Source organism: Roseibium sp., from assembly GCF_051016195.1.
In the GTDB taxonomy this organism is placed as follows: domain Bacteria; phylum Pseudomonadota; class Alphaproteobacteria; order Rhizobiales; family Stappiaceae; genus Roseibium.
In genome coordinates this window covers 4961554-4981288 of sequence record NZ_CP134616.1, presented here as the reverse complement: position 1 = coordinate 4981288, position 19735 = coordinate 4961554, and the positions used below count along the sequence as shown (strand labels likewise).

Below are 19735 nucleotides of genomic sequence, written 5' to 3'. Positions count from 1 at the left end.
TGTCAAAAAACCTCCGGAACGATAGCTTAGCTCTTGATGAGAGCAAGCACTTGTTTCCCTTTTCCGAAAGCTCATGTAGGAGAAGCTTTGCGGAGGTGGCGCTCGGTCTGCCACGTGAACGCGCATGAATTCTACCAGATGGCGATTGTGGCAGGTATGAGCGACATTTCGAAGGTGCACATGCAAGGTAAAGCTGATCCGGCGGAACATGAAAGTGTCGGCGCGTCACGGAGCGATCCGGGGTCTGGCGAGGGTAATGCCTCAGCGCCGGAGAGCTCTGCTTCCGAACAGGTGACACTGCGCAAACCGTTTTGGCTCAAGGTTTTCGGTCATGACCTGACCGCGCCGTTTCTGCTCCTGCTTCTGTCGCTCCTCCTGTTCGTGCCGGGTCAATGGACCGTGCCGCCGCTTGACCGCGATGAGCCGCGATACACGCAGGCAACCAAGCAGATGCTTGAGACGAATGACTACATTGACATCCGCTTTCAGGAACAGGCGCGCCACAAGAAGCCCGTCGGGATTTACTGGCTGCAGGCTGCTGCCGTGAAACTGACCGGACATGATGTCGATGCCCCCCTCTGGGTCTACCGTCTGCCGTCGATGATCGGAGCCGTGCTCAGCGTCCTGGCCGCATTCTGGATGGCACGTGCTTTCCTCGGGCCCGCCGGTGCGTTGCTCGTTGGCGGTTTCGTAGCACTTGCAATCATTGTCGGCGTGGAAGCCCGTCTCGCCAAAACCGACGCGATGCTGTTCGCGACCGTAATCATTGCGCAAGGTGCTCTTGCCCGTATCTGGCTCAAGGGCACAGAACAGCGAATGTGGGGGCTCAGTTTCCTGTTCTGGACCGCTCTTGCGGCAGGCGTCCTGATCAAGGGGCCGGTCGGGCTTATGGTCGTCGGTTTCACGGTTGCCGGCTTGATGATCATGGGCCGGAAGGCCAGATGGTTCAAGGCCGCGTCACCCCTCATCGGATTTGTCTGGTTCGTGTTGCTCGTGTCGCCCTGGTTCGTGGCCATCTGGATTGCGACGGATGGTACGTTCTTCACGGAAGCGATCGGCAGAGACCTTCTCGGCAAGGTCGGTCAGGGACAGGAAGGGCACGGGGCACCGCCTTTTACCCACCTGGGCGCGATGTTCGGCATCTTCTGGCCATTGCCGGCATTCTTTCTGATTTCCATTCCATTGATCTGGCGGGAGCGCAAAAGCCCTCTTGTGATATTCTCGGTCGCCTGGTTCCTCCCGACCTGGATCGTTTTTGAACTGGTTGCGACGAAGTTGCCCCACTACACGCTGCCGATATTGCCCGCGCTGGCATTGCCGGTCGCGGCTGCGCTGATGGAAGGGGCGGGTCAGAATTCCGGGAAATGGACAAGGCGGATCGCTGCGGTGCTGCTGGCACTTCCTCCGGTGGGACTTGCGGCGATATCGTTTGCCGGGCCATTTGTCCTCGGGGCGTGGCCATCGCCGCCCGGAGCCGTTGTTGTGGCCATCGGCGCGGTTTTCGGTATCGCTGCCGCCTCACGGCTGTTTCAGGGAGCCGCTTTGCACGCGTTTCCGGCTGCCACATTGAGCGCCGTTTGCGTGGCGCTTGGCGTCTGGGGCTTCGTCGGTCCCGCGTTAACGCCGATCTGGGTCAGCCCGCGCCTGGTTGCCGCACTCGATGAGATTCCAGGTTGCGGCAACGGTGCGACGAGACAGGTCGTGACTTCCGGTTTCCACGAACCGAGTTTTATTTTCCTGGAAGGGACGGGCACACGGATCATTTCACCCAAAGGAGCCGCCGAGTTTCTTGCCGATCCGCAGTCGGTGGACAGCGGCGCATGCCGCGTTGCAGCGATCGAAAGCCGGGAAGAAACCGCGTTTTTGGAGGCCGCAAAGGAGATTGGTCTTGTGCCTGAGGTCCGAAAGAGGGTAGACGGCCTCAACATAAACGGCGGCGACGACGTGGATATAGCACTTTATCAGAAAGCCGACACGACAACGGGTGCAGAAGATAACGGCAATGTCGAACAGCAGTAACAACGTCTGGCGGGTACTGGCGCGCATGCGCGGAAATATTCGACGGGCGGAGATGCTGTTTTCGGGACGAAAAGAGCGGGCAGGCCACACCCTTGATCCGCTGCCGCCCGGACAAAGACCGCAGGATATTTTCGCTATTCTTCTGCTGACGGTCGGGATTGCCGTGGTCGTGTTCGACGTACCTACCTATCCGTGGCTTCGCTCATTGCCGAACGAGTACCGGAATGCGTTCCGCGCCTTCACGGATTTCGGCAAGGCGGACTGGATCCTGATTTCGACGGGCCTGACGTGTCTTTTTCTGCTGGCACAGGACGCGGGCCGCTATGCCTTCCGGATCCGCATGGCGATCGGCTCGCTATTTACCTATGCAGCCTTTATTTTCTACTCGGTCGCGGCAACAGGCCTTCTTGCCATCGCGTTCAAGTGGTCACTGGGAAGAGCGCGGCCGAAGCTTTATGAACAGGTCGGACCGGTTCGTTTCGACTTTCTGGCCTTCGACGGTACCTACACGAGCTTTCCCTCCGGCCATTCGACGACCGTTGCAGCACTGGCAACAGCGCTCGCGTTCATTTTCCCTGCCTATCGCTGGCTGATCGTTGTTGCTGCCTTCTGGCTCGCATTCAGCCGCGTCATGGTGGGCGCTCACTATCCCAGCGATGTCATCGCCGGAACACTGCTGGGCGTGACTTTCACTTTCTTTACCGTCAGGGCGATGGCGCGACGCCGGATCGGTTTCCACCTTTCTTCTTCGGGAAAAATCGAACCGAATATGAACGCCCGGTCCGCACGCTCTTGCGCGCGGGCAGTCTGGAGGGTCATTCGCGGTCAGCGCGGTGTCTACCGTGTACCGGTAGAACCTGCGCCGCTCGAAGAGACAGATCGGACGACTTCATGACAAAAAGTTTTATCGAAGATCTGGCGGCTGGAACGGGCACGCTCGCCGTGACCGTTGTTGTGCCCGCCAAGGATGAGGCGCAGAACCTTCCAATTCTTCTCGACGAGATCGAAACGTCGCTTCAGGGGCGTCGATTTGAAGTGATCGTCGTCGATGACGGCTCGTCTGACGGCACGGATATCGTTCTTCAGGATTATGCAGCATTGCACGAGTGGCTGCGGCCTGTGCGGCATCAAACGTCTTGCGGGCAAAGCTGTGCCGTCAGAACTGGTTTGCATCACGCGCGCGGAGATATCGTGGCCACGATCGACGGAGACGGTGAAAACGACCCCGCTTACATTCCTCAACTTTTGGACGCGCTTGATCAGGCGGGCACATCAACCGCTCTTGCTGCCGGACAGCGGCTCGGACGAAAGGCAAGCCTGGCAAAACGCTACGCATCAAAATTTGCCAACAAGATCCGCGGTGCGATCCTGAAGGACAAGACCCGGGACAGTGGCTGCGGTCTGAAAGCCCTTCGGCGCGAGGTCTTCCTGCAATTGCCTTATTTCGACAGCTGGCACCGTTTTCTTCCCGCTCTTGTCATTCGGGAAGGCTTTGACGTCGTGCACATCGACGTTCAGGACAGGCAACGCCGTCACGGCTCTTCGAAATACGGGATTTTTGACCGCGCGCTGGTCGGTGTGCTTGATTTGTTCGGCGTCTGGTGGCTCAGGCGCCGACGCAAGAAGGTACCTTCCGTCCGGCCACTGACGTGACCGGTTTCTGAAACATCAAATATGACGGGTTTCATTCCCGACCGGACCAATTGGACGTGCCAATGAGTGCTCTTTACGACTGGATCTACGCTGTTTTCGTCGAACAATTCGATTTCTGGATCATCCTGGGCTTCTTTGCCCAGGCCATGTTCATGATGCGGTTCGTCATACAATGGATCGCATCGGAGCGCGTCGGCCGGTCGATTGTTCCAGTGGCCTTCTGGTTCTTCTCCGTTGCCGGCGGTTCGCTTCTGCTGATCTACGCAATACAGCGCCAGGATCCCGTTTTCATCGCCGGGCAAGGACTTGGTCTCATCATCTACTTCAGAAACCTGTGGCTGATTTTCAAGGAAAAGCGCGAAGACCCGACCATCTGATGCAGTCGCGACCGGCGATCAATTGTAACCTGGTCCGGCAATACCCTATGCAGCGGTTGGGGATCGGCGCAGCCGTCGGGTAACAGCTGCGCCACAAAGCCTTATCCGAATGCCTTTTCGAGCGCCTGGTTCAAATCGTTGATGAGATCCTCGGGGTCCTCCAGGCCGATATGCAGCCGGACCGAACACAGTTTCTTGTCGATCGGCGTCACCGAGCGCGAGCCCTTGAGCTTGACCGGAATTGCGAGGCTTTCGAAACCGCCCCAGGAATACCCGAGCCCGAAGAGCTTGAGGGCGTCCAGGAAAGAGTTTGCCTGGTCGCGCGTGGTTCCCTCGGCGAAAGCGAAGGCGCATAGGCCTGTAGCGCCGCTGAAGTCGCGTTTCCAGAGCTGGTGGCCGGGATCCGTTTCCAATCCCGGATATCTGACATTCGCGATCAGGGGATGATTGTTGAGCCAGCCCAGAACCTCGAACGTATTGCGTTGGTGCCGCTCCAGACGAACGGACAAGGTTCTGAGGCCGCGAAGTCCGAGATAGACGTCGTCCGGCGCGACATGGCTGCCCATGGCTCCGTGGAGCACGTGCAGGTCTTCCCAGGCACGTTCACTTGCCGCAATCGTTCCCAGCATGACATCTGAGTGTCCGACGATGTATTTGGTTCCAGCCTGGATGGAAAGGTCAACGCCAAGCGCGATCGGCTGGCAGAAGATCGGCGTCGCCCAGGTATTGTCCATGAGCACCACAGCCCCGATCTTGTGAGCCGCATCGGCGATCGCGCGAACATCCTGCATCTCGAAGGTGAGGGAACCGGGCGCCTCGGTAAACACCGCGCTCGTGTTGGGCTTGAACAGTGCCGCGATATCTGCGCCGAGCGCCGGGTCATAATAGTCGACATCAACACCGAATTTCGGCAGCACCGTGTCGGCGAAATGGCGTGTTGGATAGTACGCGGTGTCGGTGATCAGGATATGGCCGCCTGATTTCACACAGGACAATATCGCGAGAGACACCGCGTTCAATCCCGAATTGGCAAGCAGGACCCCTTCGGCTCCCTCGAACTCCCTGACCGCTTCTTCCAGGGAATCGGTGGTCGGGTTGCCGCGTCTTGCATAGGTGTATTTCTGGCCGCCAGGGCGCATGGTTTCGACATCCGGGAACAGCACGGTTGATGCGTGCACGACCGGAGGATTGACGAAGCCATGGAAACTCGCGGGATCGCGACCGGCATGTGCAAGCTTCGTGTCCGTTTTCAGGGAAATTTTGGGATCGTTATCTGACATGAGCGAAGGATTTCGGATTTGAGGGGAGTGATCTCAGGGTTGTACCCGGTAAGACGGGTTTATTCCAGCTGCCTCTGATGCGTGCGAACCAGCCCTTTGCGGGGACGTCTACACGTCACTTCACTTGATAACCTTGTTTTAAGGTTAACGCTGTGCGGCAGGTGGAGAAAATGGGATGAACTCTTTTTGAGCATTGAATGATTTCGAAATAGCCATGTTCGCTATTTGTGCATATCCGGCCGTTCAATTTGGACGTTCTGTTGCGATATTTGACGAGATAATGACAGCAAGTACTTGACCCGAACAGCCAAATGCCATCGTATGGGCGCGTTGGGTGGAACGGGAGAAATCTGGAGGAAGCCGCAGCGCGGCAAGCGCTCGTCCGCAAACGAGACGCAGAAGAGGCCTCCCGCTGAGTTCCAACACTAAAAAAAAGTATGGGTAACAAATAAAGGCTGCATATCCATGTCCAAAAAAATCCTTCCACTCGTTCTCGGCGCTGCAATGGGCGTCGCTGCTTCGACAGCTGCGGGTGCGACAACCTTGGAAGATGTCAAGGGGAAAGGCTTCATCCAGTGCGGTGTGAGCCAGGGTCTGCCGGGCTTCTCCAATCCGGATGCTCAGGGGAACTGGACCGGTCTCGACGTTGATCTCTGCCGCGCCATGGCCGCTGCAGTATTCGGCGACGCTACCGCTGTTAAATTCACTCCGCTGTCCGCCAAGGAGCGCTTCACGGCTCTGCAATCTGGTGAAGTCGACGTTCTGTCGCGTAACACCACCTGGACGATGTCCCGTGACACCCAGCTCGGTCTCAACTTCGCTGGTGTGAACTACTACGACGGTCAGGGCTTCATGGTCCGCAAGGATCTCGGCGTGACGTCTGCACTTGAGCTCTCCGGCGCATCCGTGTGCACGAACACCGGTACGACAACCGAGCTGAACGTTGCTGACTACTTCCGTGCAAACAACATGCAGTACGAAATCGTCGCCTTCGAAAAGGCCGACGAAGTTGTCGCAGCATATGACGCCGGCCGTTGTGATGTTTACACCACGGACGCTTCCGGTCTGTATGCACAGCGCCTGAAGCTGACCAACCCGGGCGATCACATGGTTCTGCCGGAAATCATTTCCAAAGAGCCTCTTGGTCCGGTTGTCCGTCAGGGCGACGATGAGTGGTTCAACATCGCGAAGTGGACTCTCAACGCGATGATCAACGCCGAAGAAATGGGCGTCACCTCCGCAAACGTTGATGAAATGAAGGGTTCCGACAATCCTTCCGTCAAGCGTCTGCTTGGTGCTGAAGGTGCTTTCGGTGAAAGCATCGGCCTGTCCAACGACTGGGCGTACAACATCATCAAGAACGTTGGTAACTACGAAGAAACCTTCAACGCCAACGTTGGTCCGGACACTCCGCTCGGCATTTCCCGCGGCGTGAACGCACTGTGGAGCGACGGCGGTTTTCTCTACGCTCCGCCGGTACGCTAATCCTCATTCCTTGTGGGGAAAAAGGGGTTCCGGCAAACTGCCGGGACCCTCAATAAAACAAATCCGCGCATCACAAACCGGAAAACCGGTGAACGCGTGGGGGAACACCTGCTTCATAAGCCGATAGGGAGCACGCACCAGCGTGTTGCAGAAGCAGATAAAACGTGAAAGAGGCGAGGCGACAGGCCAGGCTCTTTTCGTGAACTTGGGCGAGGTTCTATGTCAGTAATGGAGCAGGACTCGGCGGGGGCGCCGGCGCGTGCTTCGCTGATGAACGATCCAAAAGTCCGCGGCTATTTCTATCAGATGCTTCTGGTGGTGCTGCTGCTGACCTTCGGATACATCATCGTGACGAACACTGTCGCCAACCTGGAGCGGCAAAACATTGCCTCCGGTTGGGGATTTCTTGAGAATACTGCCGGCTTCGGCATTATTCAGTCGCTTGTACCATACGCAGAAACGTCGAGTTATGGACAAGCCATCTTCGTAGGTTTCCTGAATACGGTTCTGGTTGCGGTCGTCGGAATTTTCATTGCGACGATACTCGGCTTCCTCGTCGGGATCGCGCGACTTTCGAACAACTGGGTCATCAGCCGCATTGCGTATTGCTATGTCGAACTGATCAGGAACGTTCCGCTGCTTCTGCAGATTTTCTTCTGGTATTTCGCGGTTTTGCGCGCAGTTCCCGGCAAGCGGGAGAAGTGGTCGCTCTTCGACACCTTCCATCTGAACATTGCAGGCCTTCGCGGTCCCAAACCGATCTGGGAACCGGGGGCTGAATTTATCGGCTATGCGCTGATCATCGCGATTGTCGCGTCGATATTTGTGTCCAGGTGGTCGCGCAAGCGTCAGGAAGAGACGGGACAGCAGTTCCCGGTATTCTGGACCGGTCTCGGGCTGATCGTCGGTCTGCCGGTGATCACCTACTTCGTCACCGGCATGCCGATGACACTGGAGCACCCGAACTTCGTCGAAACGGGACCGGCACTGCGCAGGGGATTTGAGCTGGGTGTCGGCATCAACCTCATTCCGGAATTCCTCGCTCTGACGGCTGCTCTTGCGATCTACACCGCGGCCTTCATTGCGGAAATCGTGCGCGCGGGTATTCAGGCGGTCAGCCATGGACAGACGGAGGCCTCGCATGCGCTGGGTCTGCGCCAGGGACCGACGCTGCGTCTTGTGATTATCCCGCAGGCGATGCGCGTGATCATTCCGCCACTGACGAGCCAATACCTGAACTTGACGAAAAACTCGTCGCTCGCCGTCGCGATTGCCTTCCCCGACCTCGTGTCGGTTGGAGGAACCGTGCTCAATCAGACTGGTCAGGCAATTGAAATCATCGGTATCTGGATGGCAGTTTACCTGTCGCTCAGTCTGATCACTTCGGCCTTCATGAACTGGTACAACCAGCGCATGGCGCTCGTGGAAAGATAGGGAGCGCACATCATGGCTAACACTGATATCTTTCAGATCAGAACGGAAGAAGCGCCGACACTGCCGGCGCCGGTTTCCACCACCGGCGCGATCGGATGGATGCGCAAGAACCTGTTCTCCTCGATCAGCAACACGATCCTGACCGTCATAGGTGTCCTGCTCGCTTATTGGATCATTTCCCCCTTCATCCAGTTCGCGTTCATTGACGCGGTCTGGACGGGGGACAACCGTGAAGCATGCCTGCCGCAGGATGGCGGACACGGCGGAGCCTGCTGGGCATATGTCGAGGCATATTTCCCGCAGTTCATCTACGGGCGCTATCCGTCCGTCGAGACCTGGCGCGTCGATATCGTCTATGCGCTCTTCGCGCTTCTTCTCGTGCCGCTTGCCATTCCGAGCGCACCGTTCAAGCGGACCAACGCCATTCTATTCTTGGTGATTTTCCCGATCGTCGCTTACTTCCTGCTGACCGGTCTCGTGATCGGTGACACGGTTGTGCTTCCGATCGTTGAAACCGCTGTTTGGGGCGGTCTGCTTGTGACGCTGGTGATCGCGGTGACAGGGATCGTCGCATCCCTGCCATTGGGGATTGCCCTTGCACTCGGACGGCGGTCTCAGATGCCGATCATCAAGCTGGTTTCGATCATCTTCATCGAGTTCTGGCGCGGTGTTCCGCTCATCACGGTGCTGTTCATGTCGTCGGTGATGCTCCCGCTGTTCCTGCCGGAAGGTGTGACCTTCGACAAGCTGTTGCGTGTTCTGATCGGCGTGACGCTGTTCTCCGCAGCGTACATGGCGGAAGTTGTTCGAGGCGGTTTGCAGGCTATTCCCAAGGGACAGTATGAAGGCGCGATGGCACTGGGACTGCGGTTCTGGCCAATGATGTATCTCATCATTTTGCCTCAGGCGCTGAAGCTCGTGATCCCCGGCATCGTCAACACCTTCATCGGGTTGTTCAAGGATACCACGCTGGTCCTGATCGTCGGCATGTTCGATCTTCTCGGCCAGATCCAGTCGTCCTTTACAGATCCCACCTGGTCGACACCTAGTCAGGGCCATACCGGGTATCTGTTCGCGGCGATCGTATTCTTCGTGTTCTGTTTCGGGATGTCGAGATACTCCATTTTCATGGAGAACAAACTTCATACCGGACACAAACGCTAACGAACTGCAGCCGGAGCGCGCGCATCGCCGCTGCGCTCCGGTCCTTCGAAATTTTGGAGTGAACCCATGAGTGAAAATGCAGTAAACGCGGAAGAACTCTCCGCCGACCGTTCGAAAATGCAAGTGTCCGACACGGATGTTGCGATCGAAATCAACAACATGAACAAGTGGTACGGCGACTTTCACGTGCTCCGCGATATCAACCTGAAAGTGATGCGCGGCGAACGGATCGTTATCTGCGGGCCTTCGGGCTCCGGCAAGTCGACCATGATCCGTTGCATCAACCGGCTGGAAGAGCATCAGGCCGGACAGATCATGGTTGATGGGATCGAACTGACGAACGACCTGAAAAAGATTGACGAGATCCGCCGGGAAGTCGGCATGTGCTTCCAGCACTTCAACCTGTTCCCGCATCTGACGATCCTTGAAAACTGCACGCTGGCCCCGATCTGGGTGCGCAAGATGCCGAAGAAGGAAGCTGAAGATGTTGCCATGCATTATCTTGAGCGCGTGAAGATCCCTGAGCAGGCACTGAAATACCCCGGTCAGCTTTCCGGTGGTCAGCAGCAGCGCGTTGCGATTGCGCGCTCCTTGTGCATGAACCCCAAGATCATGCTGTTCGATGAGCCGACATCGGCACTCGATCCGGAAATGATCAAGGAAGTTCTCGACGTGATGGTCGGTCTTGCCGAAGAAGGCATGACCATGCTTTGCGTCACCCACGAGATGGGCTTCGCCCGCAAGGTGGCCAACCGCGTGATCTTCATGGATGCCGGCCAGATCGTTGAACAGAACGAGCCGGAAGACTTCTTCGTGAACCCGCAACACGAGCGCACGAAACTCTTCCTGAGCCAGATCCTGCATCACTGATTGCAAGCGCGTTTCGCGTTCGACAGCCTGCCACAACAACAAAAGGCCCTGGAAAGCGTTTTCCAGGGCCTTTCCTGTTTTCATCAACGGTGCCCGCCGAAGAATATTGCAATTGACAGGTGGTTATGGTTCCCCGGTCAGGACCTCTGTGTCGTCACGGCCGCCCCATTCGGTCCAGGATCCGTCGTAGACGCTGACATCCCGGATACCCAGGATTGTCAGTCCAAGGGTGAGAATGGCGGCCGTCACGCCTGATCCGCAGGTCGTGGTAATCGGTTTCTGCAGGTCGACGCCCGCGTCCTGGTAAATCGTTTCCAGGTCGGCGCGTGCGCGAAACGTACCGTCTTCGTTGATCAGGCGCGTGAACGGCAGATTGAGCGCGTTCGGCATGTGGCCCTGGCGCAGTCCGGCCCTGGGCTCAGGCGCGGTACCGGCGAAGCGGTCGGCAGACCTGGCGTCGAGCAACTGGCGATCTCCTGTCTCTGTCGAACGTCTCACCTGTGACAGATTGGCGACCGCGCCGTGATTGAGTCTGGACGTGAAATGGCTTTGCGGTTTGCGCGGCACCTCGTCGGTGACAGCCCTGTTTTCGGCGCGCCATTTCGGAAACCCGCCATCAAGCACGTACACGCTGTCAGCCCCCATGGTGCGCAGGGTCCACCAGACCCGCGCCGCGGAATAGAAGCCGAAATCGTCATAGACGACGACTGTCTGTCCGTCGCCGATCCCGAGCTTGCGCATGGCCGAGGAAAAGACGTGCGGCGCAGGCAGCATGTGCGGCAGATCGCTGTTCTTGTCGCAGATTTCATTGACGTCGAAGAAGACCGCACCCTGTATGTGTGCGTTCGGGTAAACCGGCGGGGCATCCGGATGCGTGACCGGCGGCATCCAGGCGTTGACGACGACCAGGTCCGGGGAGTCGAGATGATCGGCCAGCCATTGGGTTGAAACAAGCGGGTGGTCGGACATTGAAACTCCTCAACTCTGGTAGAGCCCCTTGGACTTGTGCCATTCCTCAATGGACAAATCGGGATAGGACTTGAAGTGGACGTGACCGATGCCGAGCGGCACCTCGATCCAGTCGGGCTTGTAATCAAGCATGATATGGACGGTTTCAGGCGGCTTTGGCAAGGGGGTATCGATGACACCGGCATGCGGATGGACAAGGTCCGGCCAACGCGGATCCCAGACCCAGAGATGTGTCCCGCATCGCCCGCAAAAGTGCCGCTCGGCAGGACTTTCTGTACCATCGATCCGAGCGTGATAGACGGCTTTCGCATCCGCGCCTTCTGTCTTCAAACTGTCGGCTTCGCCCATCAGGTTTATGGCATATCCGGCACTGCCGCCGACCTTTCGGCAGATGGAGCAGTAGCATCGCATGTAGGGGTAGGGGTTCTTGCTCTCCAGTTCAAAACGGATCGCCTTGCAGTGACAACTGCCGGAAAGGTGCATGATCTTGCCTCCAACAGGACGTTCAGTCGGTAAGACGAATGCGGACGCGCCTGTTCTGTTTGCCTTTCTTTTCGGTTTTCCCGATTGAAAGCTCGCCTATTTCCGATGTCCGGGAAACATGGGTGCCGCCGCACGGCTGAAGATCGACATCCCCACCGATCCTGACCAGCCTGACCCGGCCGGAGCCCCGGGGCGGTTTGACGGACATGGTTTTAACAAGCGCGGGGTTTGCGTCGAGTTCTGCGTCGGTGATCCACTCCGTTGTCACCTCGTAATCGCCGGCGGCGAGGTCATTGAGCACCTGGTGCAAAGTTTCCTTGTCCACGGTTTCATCACCCATGTCGAAATCAAGCCGTCCTTCCGTGTCACCAATCTGGCCGCCGGTGACAGGATAGGGAAGGGCAACAGAAAGGAGGTGCAGCGCCGTGTGGACGCGCATCATCTTGTAGCGCCGCGCCCAATCGACGTGCGCGATCACCTCGCTACCCGGTTCGGGCAGCGTTTGGCCCTCCGAGGGGACGTGGACAATGGAAACACGGTCGTCGTCATAGACCGTTGTAGCGATCTCGATCTGCGTCCCGTCGGCGAGTTCAAGGTGACCGCTGTCGCCCGGCTGACCGCCGCCGGTTGCGTAGAAGACGGTTCGATCGAGCACGATGCCGCCCCGTTCGGTCACACCCGTTACTCTTGCTTCGCACGTGCGCAGGTAGGCATCATCACGAAACAGAGGTGCGGACATTGTTGTCTCCTGGTCATTATATCGTATTTTCGCAGCGTACAGAGCCAAGTGTGATCCGTCGACCTCTCCTGAGGGCCGAAAATCATTTGCCGAAGCACTGATCCATCACGATGCTTGCCGCGGCCATGTTGCCCATGTGAAGGGCTGTCGGTGTGTTCTGGTGTCCCGGATAGGTGAGGTCGCCGGCGGCGTAAATCCCGGGCAATGACGTGCGGAAGCCGTCATCAACATTCACATATCCCGCATCAGTCATCGCCACACCCAACGCATCAACGAAGCTGGTTTGACGTTGATGGGGAAACACAAGCAGGCAATCGAGGGTGATTGCCGTGCCGTCAGAAAGTTCCGCTATTTGCAGGTTGCCGTCCTTGGAGTGCAGTCTCTTGGGAAGGCCTCCAACAATGTCCGCACCGAGGTTGGCGATCTGCCGTCGCCGTTTCTGGCTCAGGGACAGCGTAGGGCCGACGAAATAGGTGAGGTACCCTGTCCAGTTGCGGTAGATCTCTGCAGCATCGAGAACCTCCGGACGATGCGCATGGATCCCCCAGCGCGCGTTTCGCCACTCGATCCCATGACAGAAAGGACAGTTTATGACGCTGCGGCCCCAGCAGTCCTCCAGTCCGGGCAGATCAGGCAAGACATCAACCATGCCTGTTGCGAGCAGCACCTTGTCAGCCGTGACGAGCGATCCGTCATCCCGGATCAGCGTGAACCCGTCTGCTTCGCGCTTGATGCCTGTAATCGCCTTGTCGTCAAGGACGGCAAAAGGATAGGAACTGATATCATCGCTTATAGCCTTCCTCACATCGACAGGCGCTTTTTTGTCCAAACCGGGCAGCGCCGCCACGAAGGGCGATGCCGCATTTCTGGGAGGTGCTGGCGCATCGAAAACAATCGACGTCATCATGGACCGTGACAGCGTCAGCGCCGCGGCAAGGCCTGCCGGACCGCCGCCAATGATTGCCACCTGCGTTTTTTCCATGTTGTTTCCCTTTGGTTCAGTAATTGGCCTTCGCGGCAGGGAGCGTCGGCCCAATGTTTCCCGTTAAACCGGTAAGCGGCCGGTCGAATGCACCTGTGATCAAGAGTGACGGCCTGCGAACACCGTTGGACGCGGCCGCTTCCAGGAGCATAACAATGCAGATGGGTATTACGAGCGCAACGAAATATGCGCTCAATGATCCGGCTCACGCTGCACTTCGCGGGGATGATCCGTGAGAGAAGCCTGAACCTCATCCTGAGGAAGCGCGTGAGCGCTGTCTCGAAGGATGCGCCGCGCGGTCCGAGTGTGCCGCCATCCTTCGAGACGTACGCAAGCGTGCTCCTCAGGATGAGGCCGGCGATAAACGAAGCCTCGAATTAGGCGCAGGTTGTCGGAACAAACTGTTTGGTTCCCTCCGTCGTCACCCCGGGCGAACAACGTGAGACCCAGGGCCGGAGAGCCTGAGCATATCGTCTGGGAAAGTGGACGAGTCGCGAGGGCAACCAGCAAAGTTTTGCGACTTCGCAGCATCATCCCCCGGCGAAACGTCAATCCCGAGGTCGCAATCCAATGAGCGCAATGATCTAGAGAATTGGAGACAGCAACCGCGCGCCCTGGGCAAAAACGCGGAAGACGTAGCTTCTGGAACGGAATGCATCCGGCCATGTCAACCTTGCATTCTCAAAATCGGTTTCCAGCATAGCCTCGACATTCCCGATCATCCGTTCGTGCGTGAACCAAAGGGTGAGTTCGAAGTTGATCTGGAAGGATCTGTTGTCGAAATTCACCGTCCCGATCGAGACGAGGTCTTTGTCGAGCAAGGTCACTTTCTGGTGCAGGAAGCCGTCCGTATAGCGGTAGACCTTTACACCGCGCTGAACGAGCGTGTCTTCATAGGCATGACTTGCGAGCCACACCGTCCAGTGGTCCCGTTTCTCGGGCAACAGGATGCGCACGTCCACGCCGCGCATGGCCGCGGCTGCGAGCGCCGTCTGCACATCGAGGGACGGCACGAGATAAGGTGTCGTGATCCACAACCGTTCCTTCGCCCTGGCAGCCGCCTCGACAAACGCGATTGCGCATTCCTCGAGTTTGTCGGCAGGACCGGTTGGCATGACCAGCACCGACTCGTCACCTGGCATTGGGATGTCGCGCACTTGCGGCAGGTCGATGCGCTCGCCGCTGGCCCACAGCCAGTCTTCCACGAACGAGAGAGCGCACGCGACCGCTGCGGGGCCTTCGACCTTGACGTGCGTATCCCGCCAATGACCGAACCAGCGGTCGCGGCCGACATACTGGTCGGCGACGTTGTGGCCGCCGACGAATGCGGTTCTGAAGTCGATGACAACCAGCTTCCGATGATTGCGGTAGTTCAGCCTCATCGGGCCCAGGAGCCGCAGGAACTTGTGATTTTCGTTGAAACCGCAAACCTCGACCCCGGCATCCCTCAACCGGTTTAGAAACTTGTGGGAGAGGGAATGGCTGCCGACGTCGTCATACAGAAACTGGACCTTGACGCCGTCTCTGGCGCGGGCGATCAGGGCATCCGCCATTTCACGACCGAGCTGATCATCGTGAATGGCGAAAAACTGAAAGAAGATGCTGCTTTGCGCGGCAGCGATCGCATCCTTGATTGCGGAAAAGGTTTCATCGCCGTCGATCAGCAGCTCTGACGTGTTTCCTGCAAGAAACGGAACGCCGGCGACACGGGTCAAAACGGGCCAGTCCCGTGTTTCGTCGTGATCGGTCAGCCCGAGTTCGTCTGCTCGGCGCGCTCTTTCTGCTCGCCCCAACGACGCCTGGATCTTCGCGTAGTCCGAAAACGACCGCCAGCCGAAGACAAAATAGAGCGGAACGGTCAGGTAAGGCAGGAAAAACAGCGATAGCAGCCAGGCGACGGACCCTTGCGACGTCGTCGAGTTCATCACCTCTCGCACTGCGCAGATAACTGCAGTGATATACATCAGGGCAACGAACGCGGCGACGAGACCGAGATTGTTCGCCATCATGTCGAGGATGCCGACATCCGTAACGGCATCCTGGATCACGGCCTGAGCATCGGCGCCGTCTTTTGCAAGTGTCGGGTCGTCCTGCCCCATGGGAATTCAAACCAAGCTGTTCAGGCTCACGCGAAGGGTGGTTGAAGTGTTACCTTCTTTTCGAGCCAATCGGGCACCGGCAAATTCTTGGATCTCAGAAAATCCGGGTTGTAGAGCTTTGAATGGTATCTTGTTCCATGATCGCACAGGATGGTCACGATCGTTTTCCCGGGTCCGATTTCCTTTGCGAGACGGCGTGCCCCGGCAAGGTTGATGGCGCTCGAACCGCCAAGGAGCAGGCCTTCGTTTTCGGCCAGGTCAAAAACCAGGGGAAGCGCATCTTCGTCAGCGATTGTGTAGGCGTAATCAACTTTCACGTCCTGAACGATCGGTGTCTTGCGGCCGAGTCCAATTCCCTCGGAGATGGACCCGCCCTCGGAAGCGACGGCTTCGCCTGTGGTGAAAAGCGACTGCATCGCTGCTCCGCGCGGGTCGGCGCAGCCGATCACGATGCCCGGCTTGTTTTCCTGCAGGTACTGGGACACGCCGGACAGCGTGCCGCCCGAACCGACAGCGCAGATGAAGGCATCCACACGGCCACCGGTCTGGGCCATGATTTCCGGCCCGGTTGTCACGTAGTGCGCCTTCTTGTTGTCAAGATTGTTCCATTGATCGGCGAAAATGACACCATTGGGTTCGCTCTTGGCCATCTCTTCGGCCAGACGGCGCGCGACATGCTGATAGTTATTGGGGTCCCTGAAAGGTTTTGCAGGGACTTCAACAAGCTCAGCGCCGCAAAGACGCAGCATGTCCTTCTTTTCCTGGCTCTGTGTCTCCGGGATGACAATCACGGTTCTGTATCCGCGCGCGCTTGCAACAAGTGCAATTCCGATCCCGGTGTTCCCGGCGGTTCCTTCGACAATTACGCCTCCGGGCTTCAGGTCGCCCCTTGCTTCGGCTTCCAGGATCATTTGTCTGGCCGGCCTGTCCTTAACCGACTGTCCCGGGTTCATGAATTCGGCTTTGCCAAGAATTTCGCAGCCTGTTTCCTCCGAAAGGGTTTTCAGGCGAATCAAGGGAGTATTGCCAATCGCGTCGACAACGGAAGCGGACACTGTCATTTTTTTATTCCTGGCTGATCTGGCCACCGAGCGGGAAAAGGCCAAATGGTATTCATAGGACCGGGACGCTAAAGGCAGCAGCATCCCGGATCAAGCTTGCAATTTAAGTGCTTGTCCTTGGAATGCCAGCACCGGGAACCGTTTTGCGGTGTATTTTCCGCTAATTCATTGAAAGTGAGCATGGAGTTGTTCTGCAAACCCACTGGATGAAATTTTAAATTGGAATATTTTTAGTGTAGAAGTTGATCCGGAAAACATTGCACAACGTACTGGCAATACAGCTAATCAGGTGCTTGGAGTTAAATGAGAGCGGAAATGGAAAAGAACGTGACCGGAATGGACGAACTGCTTGCTGGCTATGCCGCCGGTACGTTGTCCTACCCGGCGCAGGCGCTGGTGGGAGCGCATCTGGAACTGAGCGAGCAGAACCGGGGCTACGTCTCGTCTCTGGAAAGCCTCGGCGGCGTCAGCTTGAACGATGCCGATCCGGTTGCATTCGATGACCGGGATTCCATTTTGTCGTCAATCTTCAGCGACGATGCGCTGCTTTCCAATGACAACGCGCCTTTGGTGCAGGATGGAACCAATGTTCCGCATTCCTTGCAGAGCATCGTCGGAAGGTCGCTGGACGGGCTTCCCTGGAAAACGCTCCTTCCCGGAGTGAAGGAGTGCAAGTTCGGCGAGATTGACGGTTGCACGAGCAGTCTGATCTGGGTGCGGGCAGGGCGTGCCATGCCGTCGCACACACACCACGGTACGGAACTGACGCTTGTGCTGCAGGGCGGGTTCAGCGACGAAGACGGGCATTTCGTGTCCGGAGACCTTGCATTCGCCGATGGCGATGTCGACCATAAGCCGATTGCCGACGAAGGCGAGGACTGCATTTGCTTTGCGGTTACGGCGGGTCGCCTCGAACTGACCGGCCCGGTCGGCCGCTGGTTCGCACCTTTTATGCGATAATCACCAATCCGCACTCCGGGGCCTGTGCGTAGAAAGAGTACAGGCCAAGGAGATCGTATTTGCCTCAGACACAATTCGTTGCCCGTCCCGAACATGGAGCTGCCTGGATTACAGGCGCAAGTTCCGGCATAGGGCATGCACTTTCCCTCGCTTTGGCGAAGAACGGCTGGCGCGTTGCGGCGACGGCCCGCTCTGAAGATGCGTTGCAAGCGTTGAGCGAAGCCGCGCGGGAGTTCCCCGGAGAGATTGTTCCCTATCCTGGCGACGTTACGGACACGTCGTTGATGGCGGAACATTGCCGTTCGATCGAGAGAGATTTGGGCGGGATTGCGCTTCTGGTGGCAAATGCCGGAATTTACCTGCCGCAAGATGGACTGGATTCGCGCATCGATGCGTTCCACAAGAGTTTCGACGTGAATCTGATGGGTACGGTCAACGTGCTTCTGCCTGCGATCGACGTTATGAAGTCGAGATCCCGCGGTCAGATCGCGATCGTGTCATCGGTTGCCGGATACAGCGGTTTGCCGACTTCAGCCGCCTACGGCGCTTCGAAGGCCGGTCTGATCAATATGGCTGAGTCCCTGAAATTCGATCTCGACCGTGCCGGTATTCGCATCCAGCTGATCAATCCGGGGTTTGTCGATACGCCAGCCACCAAATCCAATCCGTTTCCTATGCCGCATCTGATCACGAGGGAAGAGGCTGCAGAAGAGATCATCAGAGGTCTGGAGCATCCTTCGAAGTTCGAAATAGCGTTTCCGAAAGCGTTCGTCAGGCAACTGAAAGCACTCAGGATGCTGCCTTACCGCGCCTATTTTGCGCTCGTGTCCAGGTCGACCGGCTGGAACAAGAAAAAGCCCGCACCCTTGGAAAAGAGAAGGCCGGCTGAAGAGCCGGCCTGATCGTCGGGAATGCGGGTGCCTCCTCAAGAGGCTTTGACGTAGACCATCTGCCGCACATCTATGTTCCCGGCACGGAAACCGGCTTCGCAATAGTGAAGGTAGAATTCCCAAAGACGCTTGAAACGTTCATCGAAACCCAGGGGCCGGATCTGCGGCCACGCATGGCGGAACCGCTGTCGCCATTCTGCAAGCGTACGCGCATAGTCTTGGCCGAAGATCTCCTGCTCGGCAAGATCGAGGCCGAGCGATTTACCGATGTCGACCAGCCTGCCTGGGGGTGGAAGCATCCCGCCCGGAAAGATGTAGCGCTGGATAAAGTCGGTACCGCGCCGGTAATCCTCGAACATCGTGTCCTGGATCGTGATGATCTGCAGCCCGGCTTTGCCGCCCGGTTTGAGACAGTTGGATAGCTGGCTGAAATAGGTCGTCCAGTACTTCTCTCCAACGGCTTCGAACATTTCGATGGAGGCAATCCGGTCGTAGACGCCGCGTTCATCACGATAGTCCTGGAACACCACGTCAACCTTGTCGTTCAGTCCGGCGTTGAAGATGCGTTCGCGCGCATAATCATATTGTTCGCGGGAAATCGTCAGCGCCTTGACATTGGCCCCGACTGTCTTCGCGACATGTTCTGCAAAACCACCCCAGCCGCAACCGATTTCAAGAACCGAATGACCGGGTTCAATACCCGTCTGCTTCACGAGCGAAGCATATTTTTCCGCCTGGGCCTGTTCCAGATTGTTTGTTTCGTTGCTGTAGATCGCGGACGAGTAGGTCATCGACGGATCCAGCCATTCCTTGTAGAAGGCATTGCCCAGGTCGTAATGCGCAGAAATGTTGCGTTTTGAACCGCGGCGTGTGTTTGAATTCAGCCAATGCCGGACCGACAGCAGAATACGGGTCAGCGGCCGTCCCTGAATGGCTTCCAGGGTCGATTCCTGGTTGATGCAGAACACTTCCAGGAATGTCGTGACATCGGGCGATGACCAATATCCGGCCATGAATGCTTCGCCGACGCCAACATCGCCTGCCTTGACTACCATGCGGAAAAACCGCCAGTCGTGGATGTCAAGCACGCCGCGAGGACCGTTTTCACGACCCTGGATGCTGAACCTCCGGCCATCGGGAAAGCTGATTTCCAGCGACCCGTAGCGGATTCGCAATGCAAGGCTGGCAGCCATTCGTGCAAGGCGAGGGGCGCCCTTGAGTTGTTTGCGCAGATTGTGTTTGTTCAGTGCAACAGGCTCACTCATCGCAA

18 protein-coding genes are annotated in these 19735 nt (G+C 57.5%); 10 read left to right on the top strand and 8 right to left on the bottom strand.

What is annotated here, in order from left to right; all coding sequences use genetic code 11:
- The first annotated feature begins 87 nt into the window (after window positions 1-87).
- The 4 genes from RDA78_RS22700 to RDA78_RS22685 all read left to right on the top strand — a co-directional run bounded on the left by RDA78_RS22700 (window position 88) and on the right by RDA78_RS22685 (window position 4049).
- Complete coding sequence (locus RDA78_RS22700) at window positions 88-2019, top strand: ArnT family glycosyltransferase (RefSeq protein WP_434052043.1); 1932 nt, start codon at window positions 88-90, stop codon at window positions 2017-2019.
- Window positions 2003-2914: a phosphatase PAP2 family protein gene (locus RDA78_RS22695; protein ID WP_434052042.1), complete on the top strand. Its 912-nt coding sequence runs from the start codon at window positions 2003-2005 to the stop codon at window positions 2912-2914. The genes RDA78_RS22700 and RDA78_RS22695 overlap by 17 nt, the downstream gene beginning before the upstream one ends.
- Complete coding sequence (locus RDA78_RS22690; protein ID WP_434052041.1) at window positions 2911-3672, top strand: glycosyltransferase family 2 protein; 762 nt, start codon at window positions 2911-2913, stop codon at window positions 3670-3672. The genes RDA78_RS22695 and RDA78_RS22690 overlap by 4 nt, the downstream gene beginning before the upstream one ends.
- Window positions 3673-3734: 62 nt before the next feature.
- Window positions 3735-4049 (top strand): lipid-A-disaccharide synthase N-terminal domain-containing protein, encoded by a 315-nt coding sequence (locus RDA78_RS22685; RefSeq protein WP_306145069.1) that lies wholly within the window; start codon window positions 3735-3737, stop codon window positions 4047-4049.
- 101 nt (window positions 4050-4150) lie between these two features.
- Here the strand turns inward: RDA78_RS22685 and metC are convergent, their stop codons facing one another.
- On the bottom strand, window positions 4151-5329 hold the full coding sequence (metC, locus tag RDA78_RS22680) for a cystathionine beta-lyase (protein ID WP_434052040.1): 1179 nt from the start codon (window positions 5327-5329) through the stop codon (window positions 4151-4153).
- A gap of 465 nt (window positions 5330-5794) precedes the next feature.
- Between metC and RDA78_RS22675 the strand changes: the two genes are divergently transcribed.
- The 4 genes from RDA78_RS22675 to RDA78_RS22660 all read left to right on the top strand — a co-directional run bounded on the left by RDA78_RS22675 (window position 5795) and on the right by RDA78_RS22660 (window position 10282).
- Window positions 5795-6814 (top strand): amino acid ABC transporter substrate-binding protein, encoded by a 1020-nt coding sequence (locus tag RDA78_RS22675; protein ID WP_434052039.1) that lies wholly within the window; start codon window positions 5795-5797, stop codon window positions 6812-6814.
- A 228-nt stretch (window positions 6815-7042) separates the two neighbouring features.
- The gene (locus RDA78_RS22670; protein ID WP_434056194.1) at window positions 7043-8248 is read left to right on the top strand and encodes an amino acid ABC transporter permease; all 1206 of its coding nucleotides are present in this window, start codon (window positions 7043-7045) and stop codon (window positions 8246-8248) included.
- A gap of 12 nt (window positions 8249-8260) precedes the next feature.
- Entirely contained in the window at window positions 8261-9412 is a 1152-nt protein-coding gene (locus RDA78_RS22665; RefSeq protein WP_434052038.1) for an amino acid ABC transporter permease, read from the top strand.
- 66 nt (window positions 9413-9478) lie between these two features.
- The gene (locus tag RDA78_RS22660) at window positions 9479-10282 is read left to right on the top strand and encodes an amino acid ABC transporter ATP-binding protein (protein WP_434052037.1); all 804 of its coding nucleotides are present in this window, start codon (window positions 9479-9481) and stop codon (window positions 10280-10282) included.
- Window positions 10283-10405: 123 nt separating this feature from the next.
- Here the strand turns inward: RDA78_RS22660 and sseA are convergent, their stop codons facing one another.
- The 6 genes from sseA to RDA78_RS22630 form a co-directional block, all read right to left on the bottom strand.
- Window positions 10406-11251: a 3-mercaptopyruvate sulfurtransferase gene (sseA, locus tag RDA78_RS22655; protein ID WP_434052036.1), complete on the bottom strand. Its 846-nt coding sequence runs from the start codon at window positions 11249-11251 to the stop codon at window positions 10406-10408.
- A 9-nt stretch (window positions 11252-11260) separates the two neighbouring features.
- Complete coding sequence (locus RDA78_RS22650) at window positions 11261-11734, bottom strand: GFA family protein (RefSeq protein WP_434052035.1); 474 nt, start codon at window positions 11732-11734, stop codon at window positions 11261-11263.
- Between the two features lie 22 nt (window positions 11735-11756).
- Entirely contained in the window at window positions 11757-12473 is a 717-nt protein-coding gene (locus RDA78_RS22645) for an alanyl-tRNA editing protein (protein WP_434052034.1), read from the bottom strand.
- Between the two features lie 82 nt (window positions 12474-12555).
- The gene (locus RDA78_RS22640; protein WP_434052033.1) at window positions 12556-13455 is read right to left on the bottom strand and encodes an NAD(P)/FAD-dependent oxidoreductase; all 900 of its coding nucleotides are present in this window, start codon (window positions 13453-13455) and stop codon (window positions 12556-12558) included.
- A 584-nt stretch (window positions 13456-14039) separates the two neighbouring features.
- Entirely contained in the window at window positions 14040-15554 is a 1515-nt protein-coding gene (gene cls, locus RDA78_RS22635) for a cardiolipin synthase (protein WP_434052032.1), read from the bottom strand.
- Window positions 15555-15580: 26 nt separating this feature from the next.
- Entirely contained in the window at window positions 15581-16615 is a 1035-nt protein-coding gene (locus RDA78_RS22630) for a cysteine synthase A (RefSeq protein WP_434052031.1), read from the bottom strand.
- 315 nt (window positions 16616-16930) lie between these two features.
- Here RDA78_RS22630 and RDA78_RS22625 point away from each other — a divergent pair, with 315 nt between their 5' ends.
- Both RDA78_RS22625 and RDA78_RS22620 read left to right on the top strand, forming a co-directional pair.
- Window positions 16931-17575, top strand: coding sequence for a ChrR family anti-sigma-E factor (locus RDA78_RS22625; protein ID WP_434052030.1), 645 nt, complete (start codon window positions 16931-16933; stop codon window positions 17573-17575).
- Between the two features lie 59 nt (window positions 17576-17634).
- Window positions 17635-18477 (top strand): SDR family NAD(P)-dependent oxidoreductase, encoded by an 843-nt coding sequence (locus tag RDA78_RS22620; protein ID WP_434052029.1) that lies wholly within the window; start codon window positions 17635-17637, stop codon window positions 18475-18477.
- 23 nt (window positions 18478-18500) lie between these two features.
- Here the strand turns inward: RDA78_RS22620 and RDA78_RS22615 are convergent, their stop codons facing one another.
- Window positions 18501-19730 carry a class I SAM-dependent methyltransferase gene (locus RDA78_RS22615; protein WP_434052028.1) on the bottom strand — a complete coding sequence of 410 codons (1230 nt, stop codon included), beginning with the start codon at window positions 19728-19730 and terminating at the stop codon, window positions 18501-18503.
- Between the last annotated feature and the right edge of the window lie 5 nt (window positions 19731-19735).